Consider the following 25,873-nt stretch of genomic DNA (forward strand, 5'->3'; position numbering starts at 1 on the left):
TATGATTGACGGTGATCTAAAGCAAAGACTTTTGGCGGCGTTCAGGGGGGAAAGCGCTGATCGCATGCGGGTTCTTTCCAATGATTTTATAAGATTGGAAAAAGGATGCGGCACAGAAGACCTTTCAGCTGTAATCGAATCTTCCTACCGTGAACTGCATAGCCTGAAGGGTGCGGCAAGAGCTGTCGGGCTTGGAATGGTGGAGGAATTTTGTCAGACTTTTGAGTCTTTTTTTGCGGTGCTGAAGAAAGAAGGGTTGGTGCCGTCCGGTAGGATTTGCTCAATTATGTTGGGTTGGCTTGATTTGTTGGAAGGCATGCTTCGCGAGGAGGATGATTCCCGGGATTTTAAGACTTCTCCGCAGGTTCAAGTGGCCATTGCCCTCATGAAAGAATTTGCTGAATCTCCGCAGCAGATTGAATCAGAATGCGGGGCGCAGGATTTAGAAAAAGCCACCCTTGTAGATAAAAAAGATTTTGAAGTATTCGGAAAAGCAGATTGTACTGATGCGGATAGCACTACCGAGGGCATAAAGCTTGAGGAAGGTGTTGAACATCATGATCATAAACAAGAACACACTATCACTCCCACTTCGATGGGCGATTCTGTCAGAATCAGTTCATCATTCCTTACCGGTCTTCTTTTGCAGACAGAAGAGTTGATTTCCTCACGTAATTCACAGCGTAGCAGAGTTCATGATATCTCTGAAATGGATACTCTCCTGCGGGAGTTTAAGCTGTTTTTTAATGATTCACAGGATAAGCGGATTGACTCCTTCTCTGAAGAAGAAATGAAGTTGAATGCGCTTATGGACAACAAACTGGACGAGCTTTCCAGACGATTCAATGCGCTGGAAATTTCGACCCGGCGTGCAGAGCGTGATCTTGCTTCAAAAATTGATTCACTGCTTGGCGATTTTAAAAACTCTATGCTGCTTCCCTTTTCTTCCTTGCTGGATGTGTTTCCCCGTATGGTCCGTACTTTAAGCTTGGAGCAGGGCAAGGAATGCAGGATGGAGAGTAGTGGTGAAAAAGTGCGTATTGATCGCAGAATTCTTGAAATGCTGCATGATCCTCTTATGCATATGATGCGCAACTCCATTGACCACGGTATCGAGGATAGCGAAGCCAGAAAAGCTGCAGGCAAGCCCTCCGTGGGCAGGATATTTTTTTCCATTACCCAGACAGATCGAGACGTGGTCAAAATTGTATACGGTGATGATGGCCGTGGAATAGATCTGGAGCGTTTGAAAGCGGTAGCGGTAAGCCAAGGGCTTATTTCGTCCGACGATGCTAAGAAAATGGATCGTCGTGCTGCACTGGATCTTGTTTTTGTTTCCGGTATGTCCACCAGTGAAATCATAACGGATATTTCCGGACGTGGATTGGGTATGGCTATTGTGCGCGACAAGGTAGAATCTCTTGGCGGCAGTGTCGTTCTCGCCAGCCCTGCGGGGAAAGGGTTCAGGGTGATTTTGAATATCCCCGTGGCTCTGACATCATTCAGGGGGATAGTCGTCGGATCCGGCGGTAAGAAATTTGTGTTCCCCAAATCCGGGGTGCGTAAAGTTCTGCTGGTTCGGCAGGATGATATTGTTGACACAGGTGGTAAGGAGACCGTTTTTGTTCTCGGAAGGCCGCATCCTCTGGTTAGCCTGGCAGATACCCTCGAGTTGGGAAGCCAGAGTAATCAAAGCCCGTCTTTTCCGGTCTTGATTGTAGGTAAAGGCCGAAAAGCTGTAGCCATAAGTGTTGATGAATTGTCCGGTGAGCAAGATGTTATGGTCAAGAGCATGGGGCCTTTACTTAAAAGGGTTCGTAATGTCTCAGGCTTTTCCATGCTTGGCTCCGGAGAGCTTGTGCCCATTCTTCATACTCCGGATATGGCTCGTACCGCTATGGGAATGCATACGGCGGGACAGGTTAGATCCGTTGTCCACAGGCAGGGAGTTCAAGAGCGCAAGACTGTACTTGTTGCTGAGGATTCCATCACCTCACGTATGCTGCTCAAGAATGTTCTGGAAGCTGCCGGGTACAACGTAATAACTGCTGTTAACGGCCTTGATGCTTTGCAAAAAATAGAAGCATCATTGCCGGATATTCTGGTTTCGGATGTTGAGATGCCCCAGATGGACGGCTTTACCCTGACAGCAAAAGTCCGGAAAATGGACAATAGCGCAAGTTTGCCCATAATCCTTGTTACCTCCCTTGGCTCGGCAGAGGATCGGGAACGCGGGGTTGATGCCGGTGCTGATGCTTATATCATTAAGTCGAATTTTGATCAGGGTAATTTGCTGGAGGTGATCGGACGTTTAGCTGGATGATAATTGTTTTTACTAAAGTGAGTGTTGTTCTTATTTGTATTATTGAAATGTTGATTTTGCGTGCCTGATAATTAGCGTGTAAATGATAGCTCCTGATGCAGAATTTTTAGAGTGATTCAATTGGAGTGGGGAAGTGATTAAGGTTTTGATCGTGGACGACTCAGCATCTGTGCGAACTTTGTTTGCTGAGATGTTTAAGCGTGAGCAGGATTTTGAAGTGGTCGGCTGTGCCGAGGACGGCTACTCTGCTTTACGCATGGTCCGGGAATTGAAACCGGATGTGGTCACCATGGATGTGAACCTTCCTGACTGTGATGGATTCCGGGTTACCAGGATGATTATGGAAGAGAATCCGGTCCCCATTGTGATTGTCAGTGCCATATACCGGGCCTCGGATGCTGAGATCGGTTTTCGCCTTATTGATACCGGAGCTCTTGCTTTTCACAACAAGCCTGCATTGAAAGATGATAATTTTGAAGAACAGATGCAGGAGATAATTATTTCGGCACGCTTGATGTCCGAAGTCAAAGTTGTACGCCGTAAGACGCGGTTCAGCCGCAAAGGTCCCAATAGTTCGGTTATACAGCCGGAACCTCCGTTTCAGCCGGAAGAATCATCTTCCGCTATAGCTAGAGTTGTTTGTATCGGGGCTTCCACCGGTGGTCCGCAAGCTATAAAACAGATTCTTATGTCGTTGCCTCAGGGGTTTCCCGTTCCCATACTCATTGTCCAGCATATGTCCGAAGGTTTTACTGATGGAATGGTTAACTGGCTTAAAAATAATACCGGTCATGATATCAGGGTTGCCGTCCATAATGAAGAGTTGAAGCCCGGGGTCGTTTATTTCGCGCCGGAAGGTGTGCATATGGAAGTCTCTCCCAAAAGACGTGTAGTTCTTACTGATGCGCCGAATGTTAATGGCATCAAGCCATCTGCATCAATTCTTTTTAATTCTATTGCGCGTAATATAGGACGGGCTGCTGTCGGGGTATTATTGACCGGAATGGGTAAGGATGGTGCCGACGGGCTGCTTGAGATAAGGCGCAATGGCGGCTACACTATTGCTCAAGATAAAGAGAGCTCAATTGTTTTTGGTATGCCCGGGGAAGCGGTTAAGATAGGTGGTGCTGTCTCTGTCTTGCCTCTTGATAGCATTGGGGGAGAGCTTTGCAGGATTTTTTTGGGATTGCTGGAGGATAAATAGTGGGAAGCAATCATATTCTGGTCGTGGAGGACAGCCTGACTCAGGCGGTTAAGCTGGAATATATTTTATTTGAGAAAGGGTTCAAGGTATCCCTTGTCTCTAATGGTGAAAATGCCCTTCAACTCTTGGAGGACAAAGATGTAGATCTGGTCATCAGTGATGTAGTCATGCCCGGAATGGATGGCTATGAACTATGTGAAAAGATCAGGAAGAACTCCCGTTATAAGGATGTTCCGGTCATCTTACTGACCAGTCTTTCCGAACCAGGAGACATTATCAAGGGGCTCAAGAGCGGGGCTACTAATTTTGTAACCAAACCTTACGATGAAGGTTTTTTGATTTCGCGCATTGAGTCTGTCCTTAAGAATAAATATTTTGATGCTGAAAGTTCAACTGTACAGGAAGTTGATTTTGAGTTTCAGGGAGACAAGCATGTCCTGAAGGCTGACTTTAGTCAGGTCTTTCATTTGCTGCTTGCAACATATGAAAATACTCTTCTGCAATCCAGACAGCTTGATGTAGCCAACCGTAAGCTGCTTGCCCGTGAAGAGCAGCTCAGTTCTGTGCTGGCTTCCATGTCCGCTAAAATTGCCGTTCTTGATACGGACATGAAGGTCATAGCCGCGAATGATTCATGGCGGGAGATTTTTTTACCCGGCACAACCGAAGAAGCTCTGGATGGAATAGATTTCAAGGATGCCGTACTTTCATCAGGGTGCCTGCGTGGTTCCTTGAATGAACTGGTAGACGGGGTCCGGTCCGTGGTAGGCGGAAAGAACCGTAAATTCTCCTACGAATATTCTATTGATCAGGATGGTGATTCTAGATGGTATCTGCTGGAAGTAACCCCGATGCAGGGTGAGTCCGGTGGCGCTGTCGCTTCTTTTATTGAGATCACCGAGCGAAAGGAGATGGAGAGGGAGCTTATTACGGCCCGTGATGCAGCTGAAAAGGCGAACCGTTTCAAATCCCGTTTTCTGGCATCAATGAGCCATGAAATTCGCACGCCTCTTAATGCCATAATCGGTTTGACTGACCTTACCTTACGTTCCGAACTATCAACAAAGCAGGCTGAAGATCTTGAGCTGGTTAAAATTTCCGCTGATCAGTTGCTGACCCTGATTAATGACATTCTCGACCTTTCCAAGGTTGAGGCCCGTATGCTTACGCTGGAAGAGTCCTATTTCAGTTTGAGCGAGGCCATGCAGGATGTTGTCAGGAGTATGGAGCAGCAGGCTCGGGATAAAGGCTTAGCCCTGAGTATTGAGGTCGATGCTGATGTGCCCGAAGCTGTTTGCGGTGATCAGGTCCGGTTGAAACAGATTTTGTATAACCTTATCGGTAACTCCATTAAATTCACCGAACATGGTGGTGTTTTTGTTCAGGTCAGCAAACTTGAGGATCGCAAGGAGTCTGATGAAGCAGTTATTCTGGTTTCTGTCCGTGATACCGGAATCGGAATTCCGGAAGAAAAGCAGAATATTGTTTTTGAGAGCTTCCGTCAGGCAGATGATTCGACCACTCGTAAATTCGGGGGAACCGGGCTGGGACTTGCAATTTCCCAGGAGCTGGTTGAGATGATGGGCGGCCGGATCGGGGTCAAGAGTTCTGAAGGTTTCGGCAGTGTTTTTTCTTTTCATGTAGTCCTTAAATATGGTGATTCCAGTAAACTTCTTACTGGACAGCGTGCTGACTGCGTTCAAGATCTCTCTGCGGTATCTGCTGAGTATTCTATACTTTTGGCTGAGGATAATCCCATTAATGTTCTCGTGGCTACAAGCCTTCTGGAGAAGATGGGGCATTCAGTAGAAGTGGCTTCAAATGGACTGGAAGCGGTCAGCATGCTCTCTGGAATTGATGTTGATCTTGTGCTGATGGATCTGGAAATGCCAGAGATGGACGGCTTTAGTGCATCTAGGAGTATCCGCAGCGGAAAAGCTGGTGATGCCGCCCGCAATGTCCCGATTATTGCCATGTCCGCCCATGCTATGGCCGGAGTCAAGGACAAGTGTGCCAAGGCCGGGATGAATGATTATATTGCAAAGCCTGTGCAGTATGTGGATTTACGGGAAGTGATTCTCCGGACCATGAAGAAAAATTCCGGGGCTCCTGTCGTTATTCCAGAGTCCGTTACGATAGAAGAAAAGGTTATTGATCCTGATAAGGCAAGTTCTATGTATCAGGGGGACAGTTCTTTGTACAATGAGTTGTGCTCTATGTTCATGAGTGATGTGTCCGGTGATATTACAAAATTTAAGGAAGCTCACGATAGTAACAAGGTTTCAGTTGCCAAGAGGATCGTTCATACCTTGAAGAGCAGTTGCGCCGCGATTTGTGCCCCGCGCGCCAGGGATGCGGCTGTACAGCTCGAAAAAGCCCTGCTCAATGAAGATGCTCAAGCGGTTGAAGAGTGTCTTGCTAAATTTGAGGCAGAGGCGACCAGAGTTTGTGTCGAGCTGACTGATTAGTCGGATCAAAATTTAAGAATAAAAAAAATGGCGGAGGGCTTAAAGCTCTCCGCCATTTTTATTGTCATTTGAACTCAGAGTTATTTCAATGCAACTTCGAAAGCAGCATTTACTATCTTGGCAGCTTCTTCTTGAATGGCCACGAGATGAGCCAGTCCTTTGAATGATTCAGCATAGATTTTGTAAATTGATTCAGTGCCGGAGGGACGGGCGGCAAACCAGCCGTTTTCTGTCACAACCTTAAGTCCCCCGATGGCTTCTCCGTTACCGGGGGCCGCGGTGAGGCGTTCTTCAATTGTTTCTCCGGCAAGTGTTTTGGCTTTAACCATATCCGGAGTAAGAATGCTGAACGCTTTTTTCTGTTCCTCAGTGGCCGGAGTGTCGATGCGTTTATACACCGGGTGCCCGAATCTCTTTTCAAGGGAGGTGTAGTGCTCTCCGGGGTCCTGCTCGGTGATGGCGGTAATTTCAGCCGCCAGCAGGTTCATGATGATGCCGTCTTTGTCGGTAGTCCATACGGTTCCGTCTTTGCGGAGGAAGGACGCGCCGGCGCTTTCTTCGCCGCCAAAACCGCAGGTGCCGTCCAGCAGCGGCTCAACAAACCATTTGAAGCCAACCGGAACTTCCATAAGCGGGCGGTTGATGGATTCGGCCACCCTGTTGATCATGGAGCTGGAAACAAGGGTTTTACCAACTGTGAGTTTATCGCTCCATTGCGGCCTGTGCTTGTAAAGATACTCAATGGCAACGGCCAGATAATGGTTCGGGTTCATCAGTCCCCGGCTCTTGGTGACGATGCCGTGCCTGTCAGCGTCCGGGTCATTGGCGAATGAAATATCATACTGGTATTTCAGCTCAATAAGACCGGCCATGGCGTAAGGAGAGGAACAATCCATACGGATCTTGCCGTCCTTGTCCACATGCATAAAGGAGTATGACGGGTCGAGCTTTTTGTTTACCACATTGATGTTCAGACCGTATCTCTCAGCAATAGGCTCCCAGAAATCAATGGCTGCGCCACCGAGGGGATCTACACCGATGTTGAGCCCTGCGGATGCAATGGCCTGCATGTCAACGATATTTTCCAGATCATCAACATAGGGTGTAATGAAATCAAATTCTTTAGTGGTGTCAGCTTTGATGGCTTGGCTGAAGGGAATCCGTTTTACATCCTTGAGTCCATTTTTCAGGATTTCATTGGCCCTGTTCTGGATGGTGCTGGTTGCAGCGGTCCCTGCTGGTCCGCCGCTGGGCGGGTTGTATTTAAAACCGCCATCACGCGGGGGGTTGTGGGATGGCGTAATTACAACTCCGTCAGCAAATCCGTCTTTTCTGCCCTTGTTATAGGAGAGAATTGCATGGGAGATGGCAGGAGTGGGGGTGAATCCCTTGTCGTTGAGCAGCACGGTAACGCCATTTGCTGCAAACACTTCTAAGGCCGAAATTTGAGCCGGTTCTGAAAGGGCATGCGGGTCCTTGCCCATGAAGAGCGGACCTGTGTAGCCTTTTGTCTTTCGGTATTCGCAGATGGCCTGAGCAATTGCGAAAATGTGGGCTTCGTTAAAGGAACCGTCGAGGGCAGAACCTCTATGCCCGGAGGTTCCGAAGGCAACAAGATGAGAATCAAGGGAAGGATCAGGTTTTACTGTATAATACGCTGAAACTAATCTCGGTATGTTTTCCAGAATGTTTGCAGGAGCCAGTTGTCCTGCCAGTTTGCTAAGAGCCATTTAATCCTCCGTATTTTGAATGCCGATAAAGAATATCAAAGAAATATAAAAAAACAACAGTTAACAGATGTTTTTAAGCTGATTGTAACCTGCTTAGGAGCAGGGAGCATTTAGTGATAATTAACAGGTAGCAGATACCTTTGTCTATGATTCTCGGCAGATATGGTGGCTCTTTTGGTAATAATGGGAGCAGGAAGGGAGGAGATGGAAATAATTAGGAAATATTTTATGAGATAAAAATAAAATCCCAATTCAGTACTGTGCCGTAGAGCAGGCATAATCCGGTCAGCAGGGATATGATGGAAAAGAAGATTTCTTTTGTTTCTGTTTTATGGGGATTTTTGAGCAGCTTGAAAAGCTGCACAGGCAGGATAAGACCCCGAATGCTGAAGATAGTGCCGATTATAATCAACACAGGGCCGAGCATCGGCATTCTGGCAAATTCTCCTGCACCTGAAAATGCGTATAGACCGAAAACGGCAAGGACTATTGCAATGAATGCAGTCAGAAGTGGGGGGATCGGTGAATGTTTCTCGGCAAGTGAAGCCAGTTCTTCTCCGGCACCGAAGTAGCGGTAAGCCTTTGGGCCGACAATAATTATCACGATATGCAGTATGGCAATCAGAAAGCAGACTGTTCCGCCAAAGTTGAGCAGGATGGTAGGGTCGTACATATGCTGTCCGGGTCAGTTGTTATGGGTATCGTGGTTTTAAATCCTGAGTTTTAATGAATTTGTCTACTCCGTGCTGCTTCATGAAGTTGTTATTGTCCTGCCATCTTTGAAGTAATGCTTCAGGCAGTCCGGTTTTACCACAATCTGGAAAGCTGCTGCATTCAAAACAGAATTCGCAGTTGTTCTCCTTTGCACATTCGGAAACGTTGCACTGAGGGAGGCATTTTCTGTTTTCAGAACGACATCCATCGCAGTGCGGTGAGCTTAATGATTCAAGTAGTTCACGAAACTGGAGATAATTTTTCATTGCGGGGTTGAAACCGCTAAGTCTCTCTGCATAGGTATGGAAATTATCGCCAAGAGTTTCCTTTATTCTTTGGGCATGTGCGGAAACTGTCCCGGCAGTGCAGCCTACACAGCGAGAACAGTCTAAACCACAGGGAGCTATGAGTTCACGTTTGCTATTTGAGATGTTTGTCATTTGGAAGTCTCATGTAACAATGGGGTCAGAATTGAAAATAGTTTTCTATTTGAAAGCAATATAAAACAGAATCGTATAAATTACGAGAGGCTTACAGTCTGAAAAAGATGTTCAGCGGAAAATTATATTCGTTAAAAAAGTCCCCCGATCCAATTTGGACCGGGGGACTTTTTTAACAGTATAAATCAGCAGTATGCGTATTAGCGGTGCTTCTCAAGTTCCTTGAGGAATTCATCGGATACATCAAAGCCGGTTTCAATTGCTTTATCTACGCATTCGATTGCTTTTTTGTAGTCTTCTTTTTCAGTGTAGCAGAGAGCGAGGTTGTTCCATGCGGGACCGAAGTTATCTGCCAGCTTGAGAGCTTTTTCGCAGACTTCGATGCAGTCATCCACTTCGCCTTCGTTAAAGTAAGCTGCGCCGAGGGTGGAGAGAGCCTGTACGAAGTTGGGGTCGTACTTGATAGCGCGTTTCAGGGCTTTGATAGCTTTATCTGTTTCGCCCTGTTCCATGTAAACGTAGCCGATGTTGCCCCAGGGAACAGCGAAGAAAGGACGCTGCTGGGTAGCAGTGATGTTGTAGCGCAGGCAGCCTTCAAGGTCGCCGCGCTGCATGGCGATACCGCCAAGCTGTACATATGCTTCCGCCATTTTGGGGGATTCGTCGATAGCTACGAGGAACTCACGTTCAGCTTCCATGAAGTCTCTTTTGGACAGGTAGGCAACACCAAGGTTGTAGCGGGTGTTACTACAGGTGGGGCTGGCTTCTTTCTTCTTTTTAAGGTCCGCGATGTAATCATCAATATTATCAAATTTCTGCATGGGATAAACCTCTTATATTACAAAAGTTTTGTCGTTGTTGGTCTACTGCTGAAGACTATTGGCGAAGGCTAAGCTTTTTTACCTTCTTTTCTCAGCAGCTCTTCGTACCAGACGCAAAAGTCATAAATGGGGCGAACTTTTTCAAAGTTCATGACCAGCATTACCCCGAACTCGGCTGCGGCCTGCGCATATTCAGAGTTGCGGCTTACGTGGACGTCTTTGATAAAGTCTTCACAGAGTTGCTGTGAAGTTCTTCCGGTGACATCCTGACGCAGGTCAATGGGATCGAAAGGTCTCGCAAAAGGGTCCCATTCGTCGTAACCGATCTTGTCGACAAACCTGCGCCTGCGTGGTGAAAGTTTGTCGTACATGTATCGTTTTTGTTCTTCAATTTCTTCCGGAGTAAGGGTGCCCAATTTTATCTCCTGTGTCCTATTTCCCGGGCATAGCGCCGAGTTCTACAGAGTAGTTACAGTTGGCACATGCAGACTTGTCTTTGTCGCAGGTCCCACAAGCTTCAGAAGACTCAGCAGCAGGAGCTTTAGGCTCAGGCTTGTCTCCGGTGTTGGCGCCGAGGTATTCCGGGGTATAGTCGGTTACCAGTGCCATGGAGAGGGGAACCAGTACTTCCGGGAGCTCTTTCAGGGAAGAGTTGATGGAAGCAGCCAGTTCTTCGCTGAGCTGCATCAGTTTGGACTGTAATGTGTCCATGTTGATGGTGGGGTAGGCTTTACCCGCAGTAAAACCTGATTTCTGGCAGGAGTGAGCCTGTCCGCCGATATTCATGGGAACACCGTAGATGCGGCAGGTCAGCGGCCTGTAATCATAGAGGGCACAAAGGTTGTCTTCCTTCAGGCAGGGGCATTTGACCCGTGCGAGGGAAACTTCTTTGAGGATTTCTGTTGTGGAGGCTCCGGACTGGCTGGCTTTGAAAGCCCTTCTTTTGATCTTGTGGATCAGTCGGTCCGCTTTATCCGCATCCTGCATGATCACGGAACGTTCCATGCCGCTATAAGTTTCATTGAACTTGCGGTTGATGTAGATCGCTTCCACAAGAGTCAGATCGAAGAGGGCGTGACAACAGTCGCTGCAACCTTTGGCGCATTTGATGCCATCTTCAGTCTGTTCGGATATTTTATTGAAAGTCTTGTCTACTTCAGCGACAAGAGCTTCGTATTTTTGAAAAATTTCTTTGAACTCCAAAGCAAAACCTCCGTAAAAAAATATGTTCAGAGCCTTGGCGGAATGAACCGCGTAAACTCGTATTAACTAAGTCTTATTGTTCAGCAGTCAATTGTTTGCGTGAAAATAATTACTGATTTTTATAGAACCGGTCCCGCATGACGGTTCAATCGGCACTGTCAGCATGCCGGGGATGGCGCATAAAAAAGAAAAGAAGAGGGGGAGGAGAAAAAGAAATCCGGCTCCGGCAGGCTGGTCCACTGAACGATTTTAAATTCGCTGACCGTTAATTAAAGAGCAGGCGGGAATCTGGGCTAACCCTGATTCCCGCCTTTAAAACTTCGTTTAATGAAGAATTTTCTACTGCTCTTCGATGGTGATAGCGTCCTGTTCACAAACTTCGATACAGGATTCACAACCGAGGCATTCGTCTTCGTTAACAGCTACTGCTTTGCCGTCCTGAAGTTCGTAAACTTCGGTAGGACATACATCAACACATTCGCCGTCGCCGTTACATTTGTCATTATCAATGGTAATTACGTAGCTCATAGAGTTACCCTCCAAAAAGATTGATTTTTTAGCCTCTGGTAGCCTGCGTACAAAAGCCTACAGGCTACGCAGTCTTTTACAACTAGGATTGAGCCGGATTAAGTCCAGCTGTGACCCCCGACTCAGGGCTATTGAAATGTGGATAGCCACAAGCCTTCCGCATGTCAAGAAGGCAGGTACTAAAAAGTACAAGAAACATACTAATTATCAAGATTAAGATTTTCAAGCAGAGATTATGATTTTCAGTTCAGTGGGCCGACTTTATTCATAGATGATGACTTTAGTTGGACATTGAATTAATAGGTGACTTTATTTCGAAATAATGGATGTTATAATTTTAGGAGTTTTTATGCTGACCGATGAACAGCTGGAAAAATATGTTGATGCCTTGTGGTGGGGCCTGACTACCGCCCGTACCAAACCTTACGAGAAGGGTGATCTGATCATGGTTCGCTATGAAGCGGAAGCCCTGCCTCTTGCAGAAGTCGTCTTTAAGCGCCTTATCGCTGAAGGCCTTAATCCTGTGCCGAGAATGACCCTCACCCCGGCAATGGAGAAAAGTTTTTACGGTGACGGTAATGACGATCAGCTTAAGTATATTGCTCCGGGTGAAGAGGAATTTACCGAAGGTCTTCACGGCTTGATCGTGCTTCTTGCTCCTTCCTCACTAACCCATTTAGCCGGAGTAGAGCCTTCCCGCATGGGTAAATGTGCGGTGGCACGTAAATTTTTACGTGATATTATGGAAAAGCGGGAGCAAAAGGGCGAGCTGGGTTGGACTCTTTGCTCCTACCCCACAAGGGCTCTTGCTGAATCTGCCGGACTTACCATTAAAGAATTCACCGACCAGATCGTAAAGGCCTGTTATCTTGATGAAGAAGATCCCGCAGCCTGCTGGAAGGGTGTTTTCGATAAGGCTTCCGAAGTCAAGAATTGGCTGAACGGTCTGGATATTGAATCTTACCGTGTTGTTACCGATGACATGGACCTGACCGTTAAGCATGGTGAACTGCGCCAGTGGATCGGTGTTTCCGGTCACAATATTCCCAGCTTTGAGCTTTTTATCTCTCCTGACTGGCGTGGAACCTCCGGGGTCTACTACGCTGACCAGCCCTCCTACCGCTCCGGTAACTATGTTGAAGGCGTACGTCTTGTCTTCGAAGATGGTGTAGCCACGGAGATAAGTGCCAAGGAAGGCGAGGAGTTCGTCAAAAAGCAGCTGGCAATGGATGAAGGGGCAGCACGCCTTGGTGAGTTCTCTCTTACTGACCGTCGCTTTTCACGCATTGACAAGTTTATGGCTAACACTCTCTATGATGAAAACTACGGTGGAGAGTTTGGTAACTGCCACGTTGCAGTAGGTTCTTCTTATGCCGATACCTACGCCGGAGATCAGGCTGAGCTTAATGAGCAGATGAAAGAAAAACTGGGTTACAATACTTCTGCCCTGCACTGGGATCTGGTGAACACTCAGGATAAAACCGTTTACGCTAAGTTGAAAGATGGCAGTGAAGTGGTGATTTATAAGTCTGGTGAGTTCCAGATTTAATTTATATTATCAGAACTGACTTTTCTATGACGTTTCCCGGCTGGATTAATTCAGCCGGGATTTTTTTTGAAAATTTCAGAAACTTGTTATCTCCGTTCAATTGGAATAACTTGGCACAAAAGTAATAATCAAAGCAAAGAAGGAGCACCCAGACATGGCAAAACATTACCAGCCCCGCATGCATTCTGCGGAGCATATTTTGAATCAGGTGATGGTGCGTAAATTTGATTGTGATCGCTGTTTCAGCGCGCATATCAACAAGAAGAAATCCAAGTGTGATTATAATTTTGAACGCGGTTTGACAGATGCGGAAGCTGGCGAAATTGAGCAGGGTGTTAATGATGCTATTTCTTCCAATCTGGCAGTGACTGAACAGATGATCAGTCTTAAAGAGGCCGATGAACGCTTCAATCTTACTCGTCTTCCTGAAGGGGTGACAGAAGTTAGAGTCGTTAATATCGGTGATTTTGATGCTTGTCCCTGTATTGGTGAGCATGTAGAAAATTCCAATGAAATAGGTGAGTTCAAGGTGGTTTCGCATAGCTTTGATGATGGTGTTCTGCGCATTCGCTACAAGCTTGGTGAACCGGAAATTTAAGGTAGATTTGAAAAAAATGTTTACAGAGCTGAAATCTGTTGCTAGTCATAGATCAGCTTTTTGAATATACATTCCGTGCAACTGGCGATGTAATGTGGAATTAACCACAGGGAAACACGGAATTTATTTTACCAGCCGCTCGCCTGGGCCTCGTCTTTTTCAAGACGTGCATCCTTACCTCTCCACGAGGTGAATCATAAGGAGTGCCCATGCAGCAATATCGAAATCTTCTCCAAGCAAATGATCCTGACATTTTCAATGCTCTTTCCGGCGAGGAATCCCGCCAGAGAGCTGGTATTGAACTGATCCCTTCTGAAAATTACACCTACCCTGAAGTACTCTGTACCCTCGGCAGTGTTTTCACGAACAAATACTCCGAAGGTTATCCCGGCAGACGTTACTACGGCGGTCAGGAATTTACCGATACCATCGAAGACATTGCCCGCGAAAGAGCGAAGCAGGTCTTTCGCTGCGAACATGCCAATGTGCAGCCTCTTTCCGGTTCTCCCATGAACCAGGCTGTATACCTCGGTCTCCTTGAACCCGGCGATACCATTCTGGCCATGGATCTCTCTCATGGCGGACACCTCACTCACGGTGCCCCGGTTTCCTTCATGGGCAAGCTTTTCAATTTCATCCGTTACAAGACCGATCCGGTTGACGGTAGTATAGATTTTGACGAGCTTCGCAAAACCGCCCTTGAGCACAAGCCGAAAATGATCCTTTGCGGTTACACTTCCTACCCCCGCGATCTGGATTACGCTGCTTTCAAGAAAATTGCCGACGAAGTAGGGGCCATTACCATGACCGATGCTTCGCACTACGGCGGACTTATTGCAGCCGATGTCATCCGCAACCCCTTTGACTTCGGCTTTGATGTTGTCACTTCCACCTCACACAAATCCCTGCGCGGTCCCCGCGGCGGAATGATTCTTTGCAAGAAAGAATTTGCGCCCAAGATCGATAAGGCTGTCTTCCCCGGTCTGCAGGGTGGGCCGCATATGAATACCATTGCCGGTATTGCGGTTACTCTTAAAAAAGCACTTGAGCCGGAATTCAAGGAATACGGCAAGCAGGTGCTGGTTAACGCCAAAACTCTCGCGGATGAACTGCTCAAATCCGGTGCATCCCTTGTCACCGGAGGAACAGACAATCACATGATGGTGCTCGACACTGAGAAGAGCTACGGCATTAACGGCAAAGTTGCCGAAGAACTGCTCGACGAGGTTGCCATCACCACCAACAAGCAGATCATCCCCGATGATCCCAATCCGCCCCTGAAACCCAGCGGTATCAGGATCGGTACTCCCGCTGCTACTTCCCGTGGCATGAAGGAAGCCGATATGGTCAAACTGGCGGGCTGGATCACCACCATCCTCCAAAATCCTGAAGATAAGAATCTGGCCGTCACCACCCGGTCAGAAATTGAATCTTTCTGTTCAAGGTTTCCGGTTCCGGGAATCTAGTTGAAAACTCCTTCCTTCCCATGTGTCCGGGATTCCATGCATCCCCGGGAATCCCGGACAGATATTTCTTCCCGGGCTGGCTGAAAATTTTATTGTAAATTGTCTTGTGGGTAACAACTTTTTTAGCCAGCCCGGATATTTTTCATCACCCCATCCTCCAAATAAAAAATCGACTTGAGCCTTATGGTTCAAGTCGATTTTTGTTTTTATGGCCTATACTTCTCCGGCAACTTATACTTCAGCCAGTGACTCCAAAGCAGCCAGACGGATATTGCCACACATGCCCCAAAGGCCCAGCCTGCCATTACATCGGTGGGGAAGTGTTTGCCTAGATAGAGGCGCGAGTAGCCGACCCCGATGGGCAGGAATAGCATCCACGGGCGTAGCTGGCGGAAGAAAAACATGAGCATCACCGCAAAGGCCATGGAGTTTGCCGCATGTGCGGAAGGGTAGGAATTGCCGCGTTCTTTTGTCTGCTGATAATCGAGCGGCCTGCGCTGCCAGATTCCGTCTTCTTTGAAATAGGTCAGGGCGATGGAGTTCAGCGGACGAACTCTGCCGATGGATTTTTTAACGATGTTGGTGGAAAAGTCTGCCAGTCCCATGGTGGCGGATATGAGCAGGATGATAACAAGAAATTTAGCTCCCTTTTTCCAGACCCCGAAAATTGTCACCAGTGCAATAATAGACCAGAGCAGGGCGGCAGACGAAAGCAACGGCATTGCTACATCCATCCAGCTTGTACGGAATATCTGGTTGGCAAGAATGAATATTTGCATATCCAGCGGTTGAGTAAAAAACGGCACTTATTTCTCCTGTGTGAGCGTTTTCCTTGGCAAGACGGTTGTTTCCGAATAACATCCCCGTCCGTTGTTATGAACTTAACTCGTAATTTTTAATTTCAGCCGGCTTTATCGCTGCCGGATATGGTTTGCGAGTATCAATATAAATAAAAGCCCGCAAGGGACTTCCTATAGATGAATATGAAAAGAATTGCCTTAATCCTGCCCCGTTTCAGCCGTTACGGCGGAGTGGAGCGCTTTGGATACAATTTGAGCGCGGCTCTTACCGATGCCGGATATTCCGTTGATTTTATCTGTGCCCGTGCAGAAGATGAGCCTCCCAATGGCGTGAACATCATCAAAGTAGGCCGTTACGGATTTTGCCGTGCCGGGAAGCTGCTCTGGTTTGTGATGGCTGCTGAAAAGACGCGCAAAAAAGGTAACTATGACCTGACTATCAGCCTTGGCAAGTCCTTGAATCAGGATATTCTGCGTATCGGTGGCGGGCCGCTGGAATCTTTCTGGGCACTTTCAAAGCGAGCTTGGCCTGCCGGTTTTGCGCGTTCTTCCAAGATGTTTCGCCGCCGTACCGCACTGGTCAATATGATCATCAAATATATAGAGCGCAAGCAGGCTGCCTCTGACTGCCGTATGGTTTGTGTTTCTCACCGTGTGCGTGACTGGATGGTGGATTCACATCCATCACTTAGTGGACGCAAAATTGATGTCATCTACAATAAGCCGGACCTCTCACTGTTCAGTCCGCTCAGTCAGGAAGAAAGGACCCTTGCCCGCGCTGAATTTTCCTTATCGGATAATGATGTTTTGATTTCCACCGCGACAACAAACTTCGCTCTCAAGGGTGTTTCTTTCCTGATCAAAGCTCTTGCCGAATTTCCCGCTAATTATCATTTGCAGGTTGCCGGAGGGCGCAATCCTTCCAAGTACATCAAGCTTGCTGAAGAGCTGGGTGTTGCCGAGAGGGTCCGTTTCTTAGGTAAAGTGGAAGATATGCCCGCACTCTACGGACGTTCTGATATTTTCGTTCTTCCTTCATTTTACGATGCCTGTTCCAATTCAGTGCTGGAGGCTCTGGCGTGTGGAATCCCGGTGATCAGTTCCCGCGATAATGGAAGCAGCTATTTTCTGCCCGAAGAGCAGATCATAGATGATCCGTCAGATTATACGAAGCTTGCCGGAATGATCAGGGAAGTGGCTGTGAAGAAGAGCGGAGAGGCTTTTGAGTGGCCCGATGATGTGCCTTGCGGAATTGAACCGTATCTGGAACTTGTGGCGGAGATGATTGGATAGCTGAAGCTGAAATTATATGCGCCCTTGCAGGCTTTAATGCTCTGCAAGGGCTTTTTCGTCTTTTATCTTTCCATCATTTCAATAATGATCCCTGTGCGGTCCTGAGTCTGACGGAATTTCACAGCACTGAACTGAATGAAAAGGGAGCCAAGTTTGGTGTTCCCAAGTTTCAGATCAGAAGTGTTGCCATTATCCATTGTTTCCTTGTCTCCCCAGATCTCACCACGATAGGGCTTTCCGTCGAGAGTCTTGTCGTAGTTAGTGCCTTCAGTTTTATTCAGTTTAATCAATTCAGCACGAATAGCCTGATAGTCTTCCTGACTACCATTAGGGATATATAATTCGCAAAATGCTTTTCTGAATTTTTCACCGGTTGTTACTATTAGTGTCTGGCCATCTGTTTTTTTTTCAAAGACTTTTTCGCCAAATGGATTTTTAGGTTTTGCTGAGCTTTCAGCAAAGCCCAGTTTTACAACAGCGGCATCACCGGAATTAAGCGAAGCATCACAAACGGCAGCAGCTTGTTTGAGGATAGGGGAAGCTGCGAAAGCAGGAGTTGCAATCGCAACCAAAGCGAGAAGTAAAGTAAATACTATAGCTTTTCTCATTAGTTTCTCCAGAATTAAATTGTTGGTGGAAGAATATCCTTCTCTTAGCGGAGAAGGGTAGAATCGTACTTTTTTTTTGCCATAGAAGACTGATTTCGCGGTATAAATAAAAAACCGATAAAGTCTCTATTAGAAGTGTAATAAAAAAGCAAGGTCATCTGATTGTCCTCGCGCATTTGCACAGAGAAAAGGAAGAGGCGTTGATGCTGCCATCAACGCCTCTTTTCAAAACTATGATTAATATCAGAATCTACCAGCTGTTACGAACCCGCACACCCTGAGCGGCCATGTGGTCTTTGAGCTGTGGAATGGTGTAATCACCGTAGTGGACAATGGAGGCGATGAGCGCTGCTGTGGCGCGGCCTTCGGTTACGGCCTCTACCATGTGCTGCGGATTGCCTGCTCCGCCGGATGCGATAACGGGTATCTGAACGCTCTCGGCCACCAAGCGGGTCAGCTCGAGGTCGTAGCCGGTTTTAACGCCGTCGGCATCAATGGAGTTGAGGCAGATTTCACCTGCACCGAGAGATTCTCCGGTCTTGGCCCATTCGAGGGCATCAATGCCCATGTATTTGCGTCCGCCGTTGATGACGATCTCGAAACCGGAAGGAATATTTTCGGACTTCTCGACTCGTTTTACATCCATGCCGAGCACGATGCACTGGGAACCGAAAGCTGCGGCACCTTCGCTGATGATATCCGGATTCTTAACAGCACCGGAGTTAACAGAAACCTTTTCCGCTCCGGCGAGGAGTACATCGCGCATATCCTGCACTGAGTTAATGCCGCCGCCAACTGAGAATGGGATGAATATTTCGGATGCAACGCGTTCAACCACGTCGAGGAAAATTCCGCGACCTTCGGAAGATGCGGTGATGTCGTAGAATACGATTTCATCCGCACCCTGCTCGTAGTAGAGACGGGCGGTTTCCACGGGATCGCCGATATCGACATTGCCTTTAAATTTAATACCCTTGGTGAGGACTCCGTTCCTTACATCAAGGCAGGGGATGACTCTTTTACTAAGCATCGGAAACCTCCTTGCAGTATTCGTAGAAATTGGAAAGCAGCTTCAAGCCGGGGCGTCCACTTTTTTCCGGGTGGAACTGAACAGCCCAGAGCCCTTCACGGCCATGCAGGGAACAGAAAGGACGACCATATATGGTTTCACCGATGATGTATTTTTCTTCGGGTGCCGGATAGTAGCTGTGTACGAAATAGAAATGTGCTTCAGGATCAATGTCCTTGAAAAGGATACAGTCCTGTTTGAGCTCAATCTGGTTCCAGCCCATGTGGGGTACGCGAATGGGCACACCTTCGTAATCTTCCCATGAGGGGTTGAAAAGGCGGCATTCGCCGGGAATTACGGAAAGAGCCTGAGTGTCGTTTTCTTCACTGTAGTCCAGCAGGATCTGACAGCCTACACAGATGCCGAGCAGCGGTTTTTTCTGCTGCAAGAGATCCTTAAGAAGTTCATCAAGTCCGCCGGATGTTAGTTCATCCATGGCCTGACCTGCAGCTCCGACACCGGGAAAGATGATGCCTGTGGCTTTGGACAGGACTTCCTTATCAGAAGTGATCTGGTTTGGAATGCCCAGTTTGTTCAGCGCGCGCTGTACACTGGTTTGGTTTCCGGCCTTGTAGTCTAGAATAGCCAGCATGAGAGGGGCCCCCTTCTGTTTGTTAAATACTTATTGAACCGCAGAAGTCTGTAACTTTAATGAGGGTATATTTCCCGGATGCAGAAATGTATCCGAAAGAACGGCTGCCTTAAGGCGGCAGTATATAACGGTTCTGTTCTATATATAGGAGCTAGTCAAAAAAGCGAAGGAAAACAAGTGAAAATGTAGCTGGAATATGTTTTTTTCGAAAAAAGAAAAGAAGAGGGCTGTAAAAGATTACTTTGCCATTATGCGCAGATACAGATCGCCCTTGAATGGTCCGAGTTTGCGGCCCTGACCTTTAAGGCGAATAGGCCGTCCGATAACGAAATCACGGGGCAGGGTGATTTCAAGGGTTTTGCTTTTTTTGCGGAAGCCCTGTTGCAGGGTGATGCGTACGGTCCGGCCGGGATGGAGTGCAGATGCCGGGAAGTAGACAGTCTGTTCGTCATCAAGCTGACCTTTAAACCAGCCCTTGATTCCTGATCCGAGACCGGAGGAAACATCTACAGAGGTGCTTTTATCACCCCAGTTTACATTCAGCTTGCGTTCCTTGATTGGTTCGGAAGGCTTGCGGAATGGTTTGTCTTTGCTGATCTGGCTGTAAATGTCTTCAAAGACCTGCCGCGCAAAAGGGTCGTTTAGAATATCCTTGAGCACGTCTTCTTCCTTTTGGAAAAAGTAACGGCTTTGCTGGGCACTGGATGTGCCGTTGCTGCGGGATTCGGATTTGGCTTTGGATTGCTGCGCCCGGTAGGCACTGGCACCTTCGCGGGCGGTTTTGCGGTCTGAACTTGAATTGAAGTTTGATTTTTGACTGGTGTACGAACGTTTATCCGCAGAAGCTTTTCCGGCTCCAGAGTTTCCGGCTACATTTTTAAGAAAGACGTATGCTTCATTCAGTTCGCGGAATTTCTTAGCGGCATCAGGGCTGGGGTTTAAGTCCGGGTGCATGCTGAAGGCCAGCTTGCGGAAAGAACGTTTGATGTCCTCCTCGCTGGCGTTAGGTCCGACTTTTAAAATGCTCTGTGCCTGTCTTGTGTTCATAGCAGCAATTAATCTTCGTCAGTAATCAGTGCGTTGGGTGCAACATCAGGATCATGCTGGCGCAGTCCTTCGGCGCGGATGTATTCCTTGCCTTCTTCAACAAACTTGGCATGTCCGGCTTCCTTGTTCACGCCGGGACAGTAATCCTGAATCATCTCCCAGCTCATCTCGTCAATGAGATTGCCACGGAAGAAGGGCCATGCTCGGCAGATGTCCGGACGTCCGGGGTGGATACCGCAACCTTCATTGAAAAATACACAGAATCCGTCCTCACGTGACTGGAGGCGGATTTTGCCGTTAACGGTTTCACTGTGTTTTTCAATCAATTCCTGTTCGGAGATGCCGAGGTGATCGGCGAGTCGATTGCGGTCCTTGGCGGTCATGATGATACCGCCTTCGCCTTGGCAGCAGTGGCCGCACATCTGGCATTCAAAAGCCTTGCTCATTATTTATTGCCTGCTAAATTTTTATGGTCAACCATTATGCAACGGTCTTCTATTACGGTGATGTCTTTACCGGAAAACAGCTCGCGTGCTTCGGGACTGAAAATATCCTGCTGCATCCAGAAACATTTGGGCAGGCTTTCAAGCTCCAGTACTTCCCGGGCGTGGTCCGCACAGAACTCGGAAGCCCTGAACAAGTTAACGAGATCAACCGCAACGGGGATGTCTTTAACGGACTTGTATGTCTTAAGTCCCCAGACATTTTCTCTTTTGGGGTGTACGGGGATGATTTCATATCCGGCATCGATCATATAGCGACAGACCCGATCAACAGGGCGTCCGGGTTTATCCACCGCGCCGATTACGGCTATTACCTTGACCTCGTCAAGAAGTGTCGCTAACTTTTTTTCGTCAACTATAAGCATATTTTGATCTCTCCGGGTAATTGATTTCAGCATGCTACAGTAAAGCCCGGTTACTTGCAAAGCTCTCTTTTCCGCGAATCCTTATTTATATGAATCCGATACATCCAAGGAGTATAACCCATGTCTGATCTGGAATCCAATGTTGTTGTTCCGCGTAGTGAACTTGAGGCCCGCTGGGCAAAGTGCCGCCGTTTCCTGCCCGAAGTAGCTCCTCAGGCGGGGGGCATGCTCTGCTTTTCGCGCTTGCAGATTTATTACCTCTCAGGCTCATTTGTCAACGGCGCAGTATGGCTTCCGCTGGAAGGAGAGCCTGTTCTTTTTGTCCGCAAATCATGCGATCGTGCAAATATTGAAAGTTCCATCAAGAATATCGTGAGTTTCAGGTCCTTCAAGGACCTCGCTCCCCTTGCCAAAGAGTTGGGGCAGCCGCTGACCGAGGTTATGGGTGCCGAGACCGCAGGACTGACATGGCAGCTTGGGGAAATGCTTACTTCCCGTATGTCGGAGTATAAATTTGTTCCCGGAGATATGGTCTTGGCTTTGTCTCGTGCAGTTAAATCCGAGTGGGAGCTGGAAATCATGCGCGAAGTGGGGCATCTGCACCACACCGCACTGTTTGAGGTATTGCCGGAGCTATTGGAAGTCGGCATGAGCGAGCTTGAGATAGCAAAATATCTTTGGAATATCTTTTTTGAGCTGGGTCATGAGGGGCACATGCGCATGCAGACCTTTAACGAAGAAATTTTCCTCGGTCATATTTCTGCCGGTGATTCCGGTATTTACCCCAGTTCCTTTAACGGCCCGCTTGGATTGCGCGGAGTGCATCCGGTTTCCCCGTTTATGGGCAGCGGCGATAAATTCTGGGAAAAGGGTGCGCCTCTTTCAGTTGACTGCGGATTTGTTATGGAAGGGTATCACACCGATAAGACGCAGGTTTACTGGTCCGGCCCTAAAAGCTCCATCCCTAAGGAAGTTCTGGATGCCCAGTATTTCTGTCAGGATATGCAAGCCCTTGCTGCTGATCATCTTTACCCCGGAACTCCTGTCAGTGAAGTATATGCCAAAGTCATGGAACAGGTTGCGAAAGAGGGCTTCACGGAAGGCTTCATGGGCATCGGCGAATGCAAAGTTCCCTTTATCGGGCACGGTATAGGTCTTACTGTGGACGGCTTCCCGCCCATTGCCAAAGGTTTTGATCTTCCCATCGAAGAAGGTATGGTCTTCGCTCTTGAGCCGAAGCAGGGCATCCCCGGAATCGGCATGGTCGGGGTGGAAAATACCTTCGAAGTCACTGCTGACGGTCCAGAGTGCCTTACCGGCGATGATTACGATATAATTTGCATTGAGTAGGTTCTGGTCTGAAAAATTAAATGGTGCGCAGGTTGTTTTTGCGGCCTGCGCACCTTCTTCTTATAATACAGTTATCACATCTTCTTGTGGAAGACGTGCCTTAGGCTGCCCGTGGTTAAAATCACCACCTTCCAGATGATATCCCAGCGCCAGTGCGGTTTCGCACACGTATCCATCAAGCTCTTTCTTGAAAATTTCACTGATATGTTCAGAATCAACGCCCTCCATGGGAGTGGAATCAATTCCTAGGCGTGCAACCGTGTGCAGGATATTACCCAGTGCAAGATAGGTCTGGGCTTTGGTCCAGCAGCCGTTGTAGCCTGTTTCGTCAGTGTTCAGGCCGGCAAAGAACATTCCTTTTTCCATCATTTCATCATATTTTTCTGCTGGCAGATGGCCCGATTTAACTTCGGCATTCACGACTTTTTTGTATTGTTCTGCTGTGAAGTATGGATTGTAAGCGAATAGAATTATATGTGATGCTTCAGTCGCGTGGGGTCTGTTGAATTCGAATTTATTGGCAAAAGTGTCATGGAAACGCTGCTTAGCTGCATCACTTTCAATGATGATAAATTTCCACGGCTGAGAGTTAACGGACGATGGTGACATGCGCAGTGCATCTTTAATCACAGCTACTTTGTCAGCTGGAATGCGTCTGGCTGGATCGTATTTTTTGCAGGTATATCGGCAGTTAAGTTCTTCGATAATCGAGTTGGTCATATTTCATCTCCGTTCAAGGATTTAAGGTTATCAATTTTTCGCTAAGTCTAACCCGACATGGCGGCCACGTTCAATCCATTTCTTTTGTAAGCTTAAGAAAATAGAATCCCCCGCAACTATCTGGCTGCGGGGGATTTGTCTTCATCCTTTATATCGAAATTTTACTTCACATCAATATCAAGTCCGTTCCCGGTTTTGTTGATGACTGGCGCCGGCGTCTGGCCTTTCAGGTCCATGACCATGCGGATTTTGTCATCGTAGATACCGATCCTGAAGCGTGAAAAAATCGGGTTTTCCGGCTTAAGCACGGTGGGTCCGAAGTAATCCCACTTGCCTTGGATATCGACCACAAGACGGTTAGGATCTTTCAGGAAAAAGGATGTGTAGGACAGGGGCGATCCACCGAGATCAAGGCTGATTCTGGTTTTGCTGTCCACTTCTTTGAAATAGATGGACCTGAGTTTACCTTCTTGTAGACCGTGTTTTTCGTCTTCCTGTTTCTGTGGCTTTTCAGCTACAGTCGTTGCGTTGCTTACATCCGTTCCGTTGAAGGCCAGAATGGTTTTTGAAGTCGAGTTTTCCTGCGTTGCGTTGACGAAAGTTGCGTTGGCAGTGCCATTAGCAACGGAGGGGGGAATAGTTCCATTCTCAACGGTGAAACTGCTGTTGGTTGCATTGGCAATAGCCATGGACAGCAGAGGAAGTTCGTTTTCCGGCTCGGATTCAATAATTTCAATCTCAGCCTGTTCCGTTTGCTCTGTTACTTTCTGTTCCTCTTGGAGCAGCCAGCTTTCAGGGAGCAGCAATTGCGGATTGATAAAGGCGAGGATTGCCAACGCACCGAAAATATGAATCAGGGCCTGCTTGCTGGTGAAGTAATTGCCATAGCGGCGAAAGCTGCGGCTGCATGAACCGCAGGTGTATGACCTGATCGGTACGAGCAGTGAAATTAGCACGTCAGAAACCAGCCCCCGCCTGAAGTACAAGCGGTTGCTATCACAAAACGGGCACTGAATTATTTTTTTCTGCTTTTTAGTCATTGTGCGGTAATTTCCTCCGATCCCCAGCTACCAACACTTTGAAATATGCCAAAATTCTTTAATTGCCTGTGGTTATACTTATAAAAGAGCACATGACAATGTCAATTAGCAGTTTTTTAGAAATTAAGGGGAACCCACAGAGTGAGTTCCCCCTTGAATAATCAAACTTAGCAGCGCGAAGTTAACTATCATTAACCTGCAATAGCTTCGGACATGATGCATTCGAGATCTTCGCGTTCCATTTTTGCGGGGGTGAACTCGAAGAGTTTGCTCATAGTCTGCTCGGCAATGTCTACCAGCTCGGCAACATCTTCTTCTTTTGCACCGTAATCTTTGAGTGATTCTTCGTTGAATCCGGTCCGTTCGAGTAGGGAGCGAAGCCCTTCAAGAAAGACGGTAGCGCGCATGTTTTCGTCAAACTGCTGGGTGTCGTAACCCATAGCCATGGCGAGATCTTCGAAACGCTCCGGGCTTTCCGGGATCAGGCGTTTGAAGTAGGGCACGGAAAGTTTTGCAAGGCCGAGGCCGTGCGGCAGTTCGGGATATTTTGCGCTCAGGGCATGTTCAAGAGCATGCTGGGAAATGCAGCGGGAAAGGGTCTCGCACATACCTGCGGCAGTACTGGACCATGCCATGACAGTGCGGGCTTCGATGTTTTCGCCTTCGGCAATTGCCATGGGCAGGTAATGGCTGCTCAGGTGAACCGCTTCGAGGGCAAGCATGTCGCTCATGGGCTGGTGTGCTGTGGAAAGGAAGGTTTCCACTGCATGGAAAAATGTGTCGATGCCGGTGTAGGCAGTTGTGCGCGGGGGCACGCTGACCATGAGTTCCGGGTCAACGATGGAGATGGTCGGGAAGGTGGAATCGTTGCCGAGGCTGATTTTTTCAATGCCGCCGGATTTATTGATCACTGCCCACTGGTCCGCTTCGGTTCCTGTGCCCGCTGTGGTGGGAATGGCGATGAGCGGTGCTGCCGGATTTTCAGGGGTAACGCCGCCGCCGGAACCGGACTGCATGTAATCCCAGCATTTGCCCACGTTGGTGGTCAAAAGGGCGATGGCTTTGGATGCATCGATGGTGGAGCCGCCGCCAAGTGCAACGATAAAGTCGATTCCTTTTTCACGGGCTATCTTTGCAGCCTCGTCAACCTGATCGGAGTTCGGGTTGGGAGATATATTATCGAAAACCACGGTGGAAACATCCTGCTTGGCGAGGAGGGCCTGAACTTTATCGAGGTAACCGTTCTCGATCATTGCACCGGATTCACCGATTACGATCATTGCTTTTTTGCCTTTGGGCAGGGGCAGGGTGCCAATTTCTGCAAGTTTTCCGGGACCGAAAACAATGCGGGTGGGGATAAATATCTGAAAATTGAGCATGTGCTTCCTTTATTTATATAGTGTTTTTTTAGTTGCGTTGAGCCACCTGATAACTGACTGTGG

25 protein-coding genes and 1 riboswitch are annotated in these 25,873 nt (G+C 47.8%); of the genes, 8 read left to right on the top strand and 17 right to left on the bottom strand.

Annotated features, from left to right (window positions below):
* The first annotated feature begins 1 nt into the window (after position 1).
* The 3 genes from ACNI23_RS02195 to ACNI23_RS02205 all read left to right on the top strand — a co-directional run bounded on the left by ACNI23_RS02195 (position 2) and on the right by ACNI23_RS02205 (position 5,995).
* Positions 2 to 2,323: a hybrid sensor histidine kinase/response regulator gene (locus tag ACNI23_RS02195; protein ID WP_420246441.1), complete on the top strand. Its 2,322-nt coding sequence runs from the start codon at positions 2 to 4 to the stop codon at positions 2,321 to 2,323.
* 133 nt (positions 2,324 to 2,456) lie between these two features.
* On the top strand, positions 2,457 to 3,527 hold the full coding sequence (gene cheB / locus ACNI23_RS02200) for a chemotaxis-specific protein-glutamate methyltransferase CheB (protein WP_420246442.1): 1,071 nt from the start codon (positions 2,457 to 2,459) through the stop codon (positions 3,525 to 3,527).
* Complete coding sequence (locus ACNI23_RS02205; protein ID WP_420246443.1) at positions 3,527 to 5,995, top strand: response regulator; 2,469 nt, start codon at positions 3,527 to 3,529, stop codon at positions 5,993 to 5,995. Before cheB ends, ACNI23_RS02205 begins: the two co-directional genes overlap by 1 nt.
* Positions 5,996 to 6,075: 80 nt before the next feature.
* Here the strand turns inward: ACNI23_RS02205 and pgm are convergent, their stop codons facing one another.
* The 7 genes from pgm to ACNI23_RS02240 form a co-directional block, all read right to left on the bottom strand.
* A complete protein-coding gene (pgm, locus tag ACNI23_RS02210; protein WP_420246444.1) occupies positions 6,076 to 7,725 on the bottom strand; it encodes a phosphoglucomutase (alpha-D-glucose-1,6-bisphosphate-dependent) in 1,650 nt (549 codons plus the stop codon).
* A gap of 226 nt (positions 7,726 to 7,951) precedes the next feature.
* Positions 7,952 to 8,398, bottom strand: coding sequence for a hypothetical protein (locus ACNI23_RS02215; protein WP_420246445.1), 447 nt, complete (start codon positions 8,396 to 8,398; stop codon positions 7,952 to 7,954).
* A 19-nt stretch (positions 8,399 to 8,417) separates the two neighbouring features.
* Entirely contained in the window at positions 8,418 to 8,879 is a 462-nt protein-coding gene (locus ACNI23_RS02220) for a DUF3795 domain-containing protein (protein WP_420246446.1), read from the bottom strand.
* Positions 8,880 to 9,079: 200 nt separating this feature from the next.
* Complete coding sequence (locus tag ACNI23_RS02225) at positions 9,080 to 9,700, bottom strand: tetratricopeptide repeat protein (RefSeq protein ID WP_420246447.1); 621 nt, start codon at positions 9,698 to 9,700, stop codon at positions 9,080 to 9,082.
* A gap of 68 nt (positions 9,701 to 9,768) precedes the next feature.
* On the bottom strand, positions 9,769 to 10,071 hold the full coding sequence (locus ACNI23_RS02230; protein WP_420250548.1) for a hypothetical protein: 303 nt from the start codon (positions 10,069 to 10,071) through the stop codon (positions 9,769 to 9,771).
* A gap of 61 nt (positions 10,072 to 10,132) precedes the next feature.
* Entirely contained in the window at positions 10,133 to 10,903 is a 771-nt protein-coding gene (locus ACNI23_RS02235; protein ID WP_420246449.1) for a YkgJ family cysteine cluster protein, read from the bottom strand.
* A 339-nt stretch (positions 10,904 to 11,242) separates the two neighbouring features.
* A complete protein-coding gene (locus tag ACNI23_RS02240) occupies positions 11,243 to 11,431 on the bottom strand; it encodes a ferredoxin (RefSeq protein WP_015851179.1) in 189 nt (62 codons plus the stop codon).
* A 349-nt stretch (positions 11,432 to 11,780) separates the two neighbouring features.
* Here ACNI23_RS02240 and ACNI23_RS02245 point away from each other — a divergent pair, with 349 nt between their 5' ends.
* The 3 genes from ACNI23_RS02245 (at position 11,781) to glyA (ending at position 15,044) form a co-directional block, all read left to right on the top strand.
* The gene (locus ACNI23_RS02245; RefSeq protein WP_420246450.1) at positions 11,781 to 12,980 is read left to right on the top strand and encodes an aminopeptidase; all 1,200 of its coding nucleotides are present in this window, start codon (positions 11,781 to 11,783) and stop codon (positions 12,978 to 12,980) included.
* Between the two features lie 154 nt (positions 12,981 to 13,134).
* A complete protein-coding gene (locus ACNI23_RS02250) occupies positions 13,135 to 13,578 on the top strand; it encodes an alanyl-tRNA editing protein (RefSeq protein WP_420246451.1) in 444 nt (147 codons plus the stop codon).
* 67 nt (positions 13,579 to 13,645) lie between these two features.
* Positions 13,646 to 13,734, top strand: a riboswitch (ZMP/ZTP riboswitch).
* A gap of 53 nt (positions 13,735 to 13,787) precedes the next feature.
* Complete coding sequence (gene glyA, locus ACNI23_RS02255) at positions 13,788 to 15,044, top strand: serine hydroxymethyltransferase (protein ID WP_420246452.1); 1,257 nt, start codon at positions 13,788 to 13,790, stop codon at positions 15,042 to 15,044.
* A gap of 206 nt (positions 15,045 to 15,250) precedes the next feature.
* Here the strand turns inward: glyA and ACNI23_RS02260 are convergent, their stop codons facing one another.
* Positions 15,251 to 15,850: a phosphatase PAP2 family protein gene (locus ACNI23_RS02260; RefSeq protein ID WP_420246453.1), complete on the bottom strand. Its 600-nt coding sequence runs from the start codon at positions 15,848 to 15,850 to the stop codon at positions 15,251 to 15,253.
* 171 nt (positions 15,851 to 16,021) lie between these two features.
* Here ACNI23_RS02260 and ACNI23_RS02265 point away from each other — a divergent pair, with 171 nt between their 5' ends.
* Positions 16,022 to 17,137: a glycosyltransferase family 4 protein gene (locus ACNI23_RS02265; protein ID WP_420246455.1), complete on the top strand. Its 1,116-nt coding sequence runs from the start codon at positions 16,022 to 16,024 to the stop codon at positions 17,135 to 17,137.
* Between the two features lie 62 nt (positions 17,138 to 17,199).
* On the opposite strand, the gene ACNI23_RS02270 is transcribed toward ACNI23_RS02265, so the two are convergent.
* From ACNI23_RS02270 to ACNI23_RS02295, 6 genes are all read right to left on the bottom strand, one after another.
* A complete protein-coding gene (locus ACNI23_RS02270; RefSeq protein WP_420246457.1) occupies positions 17,200 to 17,745 on the bottom strand; it encodes a hypothetical protein in 546 nt (181 codons plus the stop codon).
* Positions 17,746 to 17,995: 250 nt separating this feature from the next.
* Positions 17,996 to 18,775, bottom strand: a complete 780-nt coding sequence (gene hisF, locus ACNI23_RS02275; RefSeq protein WP_420246459.1) for an imidazole glycerol phosphate synthase subunit HisF — start codon at positions 18,773 to 18,775, stop codon at positions 17,996 to 17,998.
* Positions 18,768 to 19,406: an imidazole glycerol phosphate synthase subunit HisH gene (gene hisH / locus ACNI23_RS02280; RefSeq protein ID WP_420246460.1), complete on the bottom strand. Its 639-nt coding sequence runs from the start codon at positions 19,404 to 19,406 to the stop codon at positions 18,768 to 18,770. Before hisH ends, hisF begins: the two co-directional genes overlap by 8 nt.
* A 237-nt stretch (positions 19,407 to 19,643) precedes the next feature.
* Positions 19,644 to 20,453 carry a DnaJ domain-containing protein gene (locus ACNI23_RS02285; protein WP_420246462.1) on the bottom strand — a complete coding sequence of 270 codons (810 nt, stop codon included), beginning with the start codon at positions 20,451 to 20,453 and terminating at the stop codon, positions 19,644 to 19,646.
* 8 nt (positions 20,454 to 20,461) lie between these two features.
* The gene (locus tag ACNI23_RS02290; RefSeq protein ID WP_420246463.1) at positions 20,462 to 20,899 is read right to left on the bottom strand and encodes a YkgJ family cysteine cluster protein; all 438 of its coding nucleotides are present in this window, start codon (positions 20,897 to 20,899) and stop codon (positions 20,462 to 20,464) included.
* The gene (locus tag ACNI23_RS02295) at positions 20,899 to 21,321 is read right to left on the bottom strand and encodes a CoA-binding protein (protein ID WP_420246464.1); all 423 of its coding nucleotides are present in this window, start codon (positions 21,319 to 21,321) and stop codon (positions 20,899 to 20,901) included. Before ACNI23_RS02295 ends, ACNI23_RS02290 begins: the two co-directional genes overlap by 1 nt.
* A gap of 120 nt (positions 21,322 to 21,441) precedes the next feature.
* On the opposite strand from ACNI23_RS02295, the gene ACNI23_RS02300 reads away from it, so the two are divergent.
* Entirely contained in the window at positions 21,442 to 22,671 is a 1,230-nt protein-coding gene (locus tag ACNI23_RS02300; protein ID WP_420246466.1) for a M24 family metallopeptidase, read from the top strand.
* A 60-nt stretch (positions 22,672 to 22,731) separates the two neighbouring features.
* On the opposite strand, the gene ACNI23_RS02305 is transcribed toward ACNI23_RS02300, so the two are convergent.
* From ACNI23_RS02305 to ACNI23_RS02315, 3 genes are all read right to left on the bottom strand, one after another.
* Entirely contained in the window at positions 22,732 to 23,391 is a 660-nt protein-coding gene (locus tag ACNI23_RS02305; protein ID WP_420246468.1) for a nitroreductase family protein, read from the bottom strand.
* 161 nt (positions 23,392 to 23,552) lie between these two features.
* Positions 23,553 to 24,431 carry an AMIN domain-containing protein gene (locus tag ACNI23_RS02310; protein ID WP_420246469.1) on the bottom strand — a complete coding sequence of 293 codons (879 nt, stop codon included), beginning with the start codon at positions 24,429 to 24,431 and terminating at the stop codon, positions 23,553 to 23,555.
* Between the two features lie 191 nt (positions 24,432 to 24,622).
* Entirely contained in the window at positions 24,623 to 25,810 is a 1,188-nt protein-coding gene (locus ACNI23_RS02315) for an iron-containing alcohol dehydrogenase (RefSeq protein WP_420246471.1), read from the bottom strand.
* Positions 25,811 to 25,873: the final 63 nt, after the last annotated feature.

The sequence above is a fragment of the Maridesulfovibrio pacificus (SeqCode) genome (genome assembly GCF_048612815.1).
Classification (GTDB): Bacteria; Desulfobacterota; Desulfovibrionia; order Desulfovibrionales; family Desulfovibrionaceae; genus Maridesulfovibrio; species Maridesulfovibrio pacificus.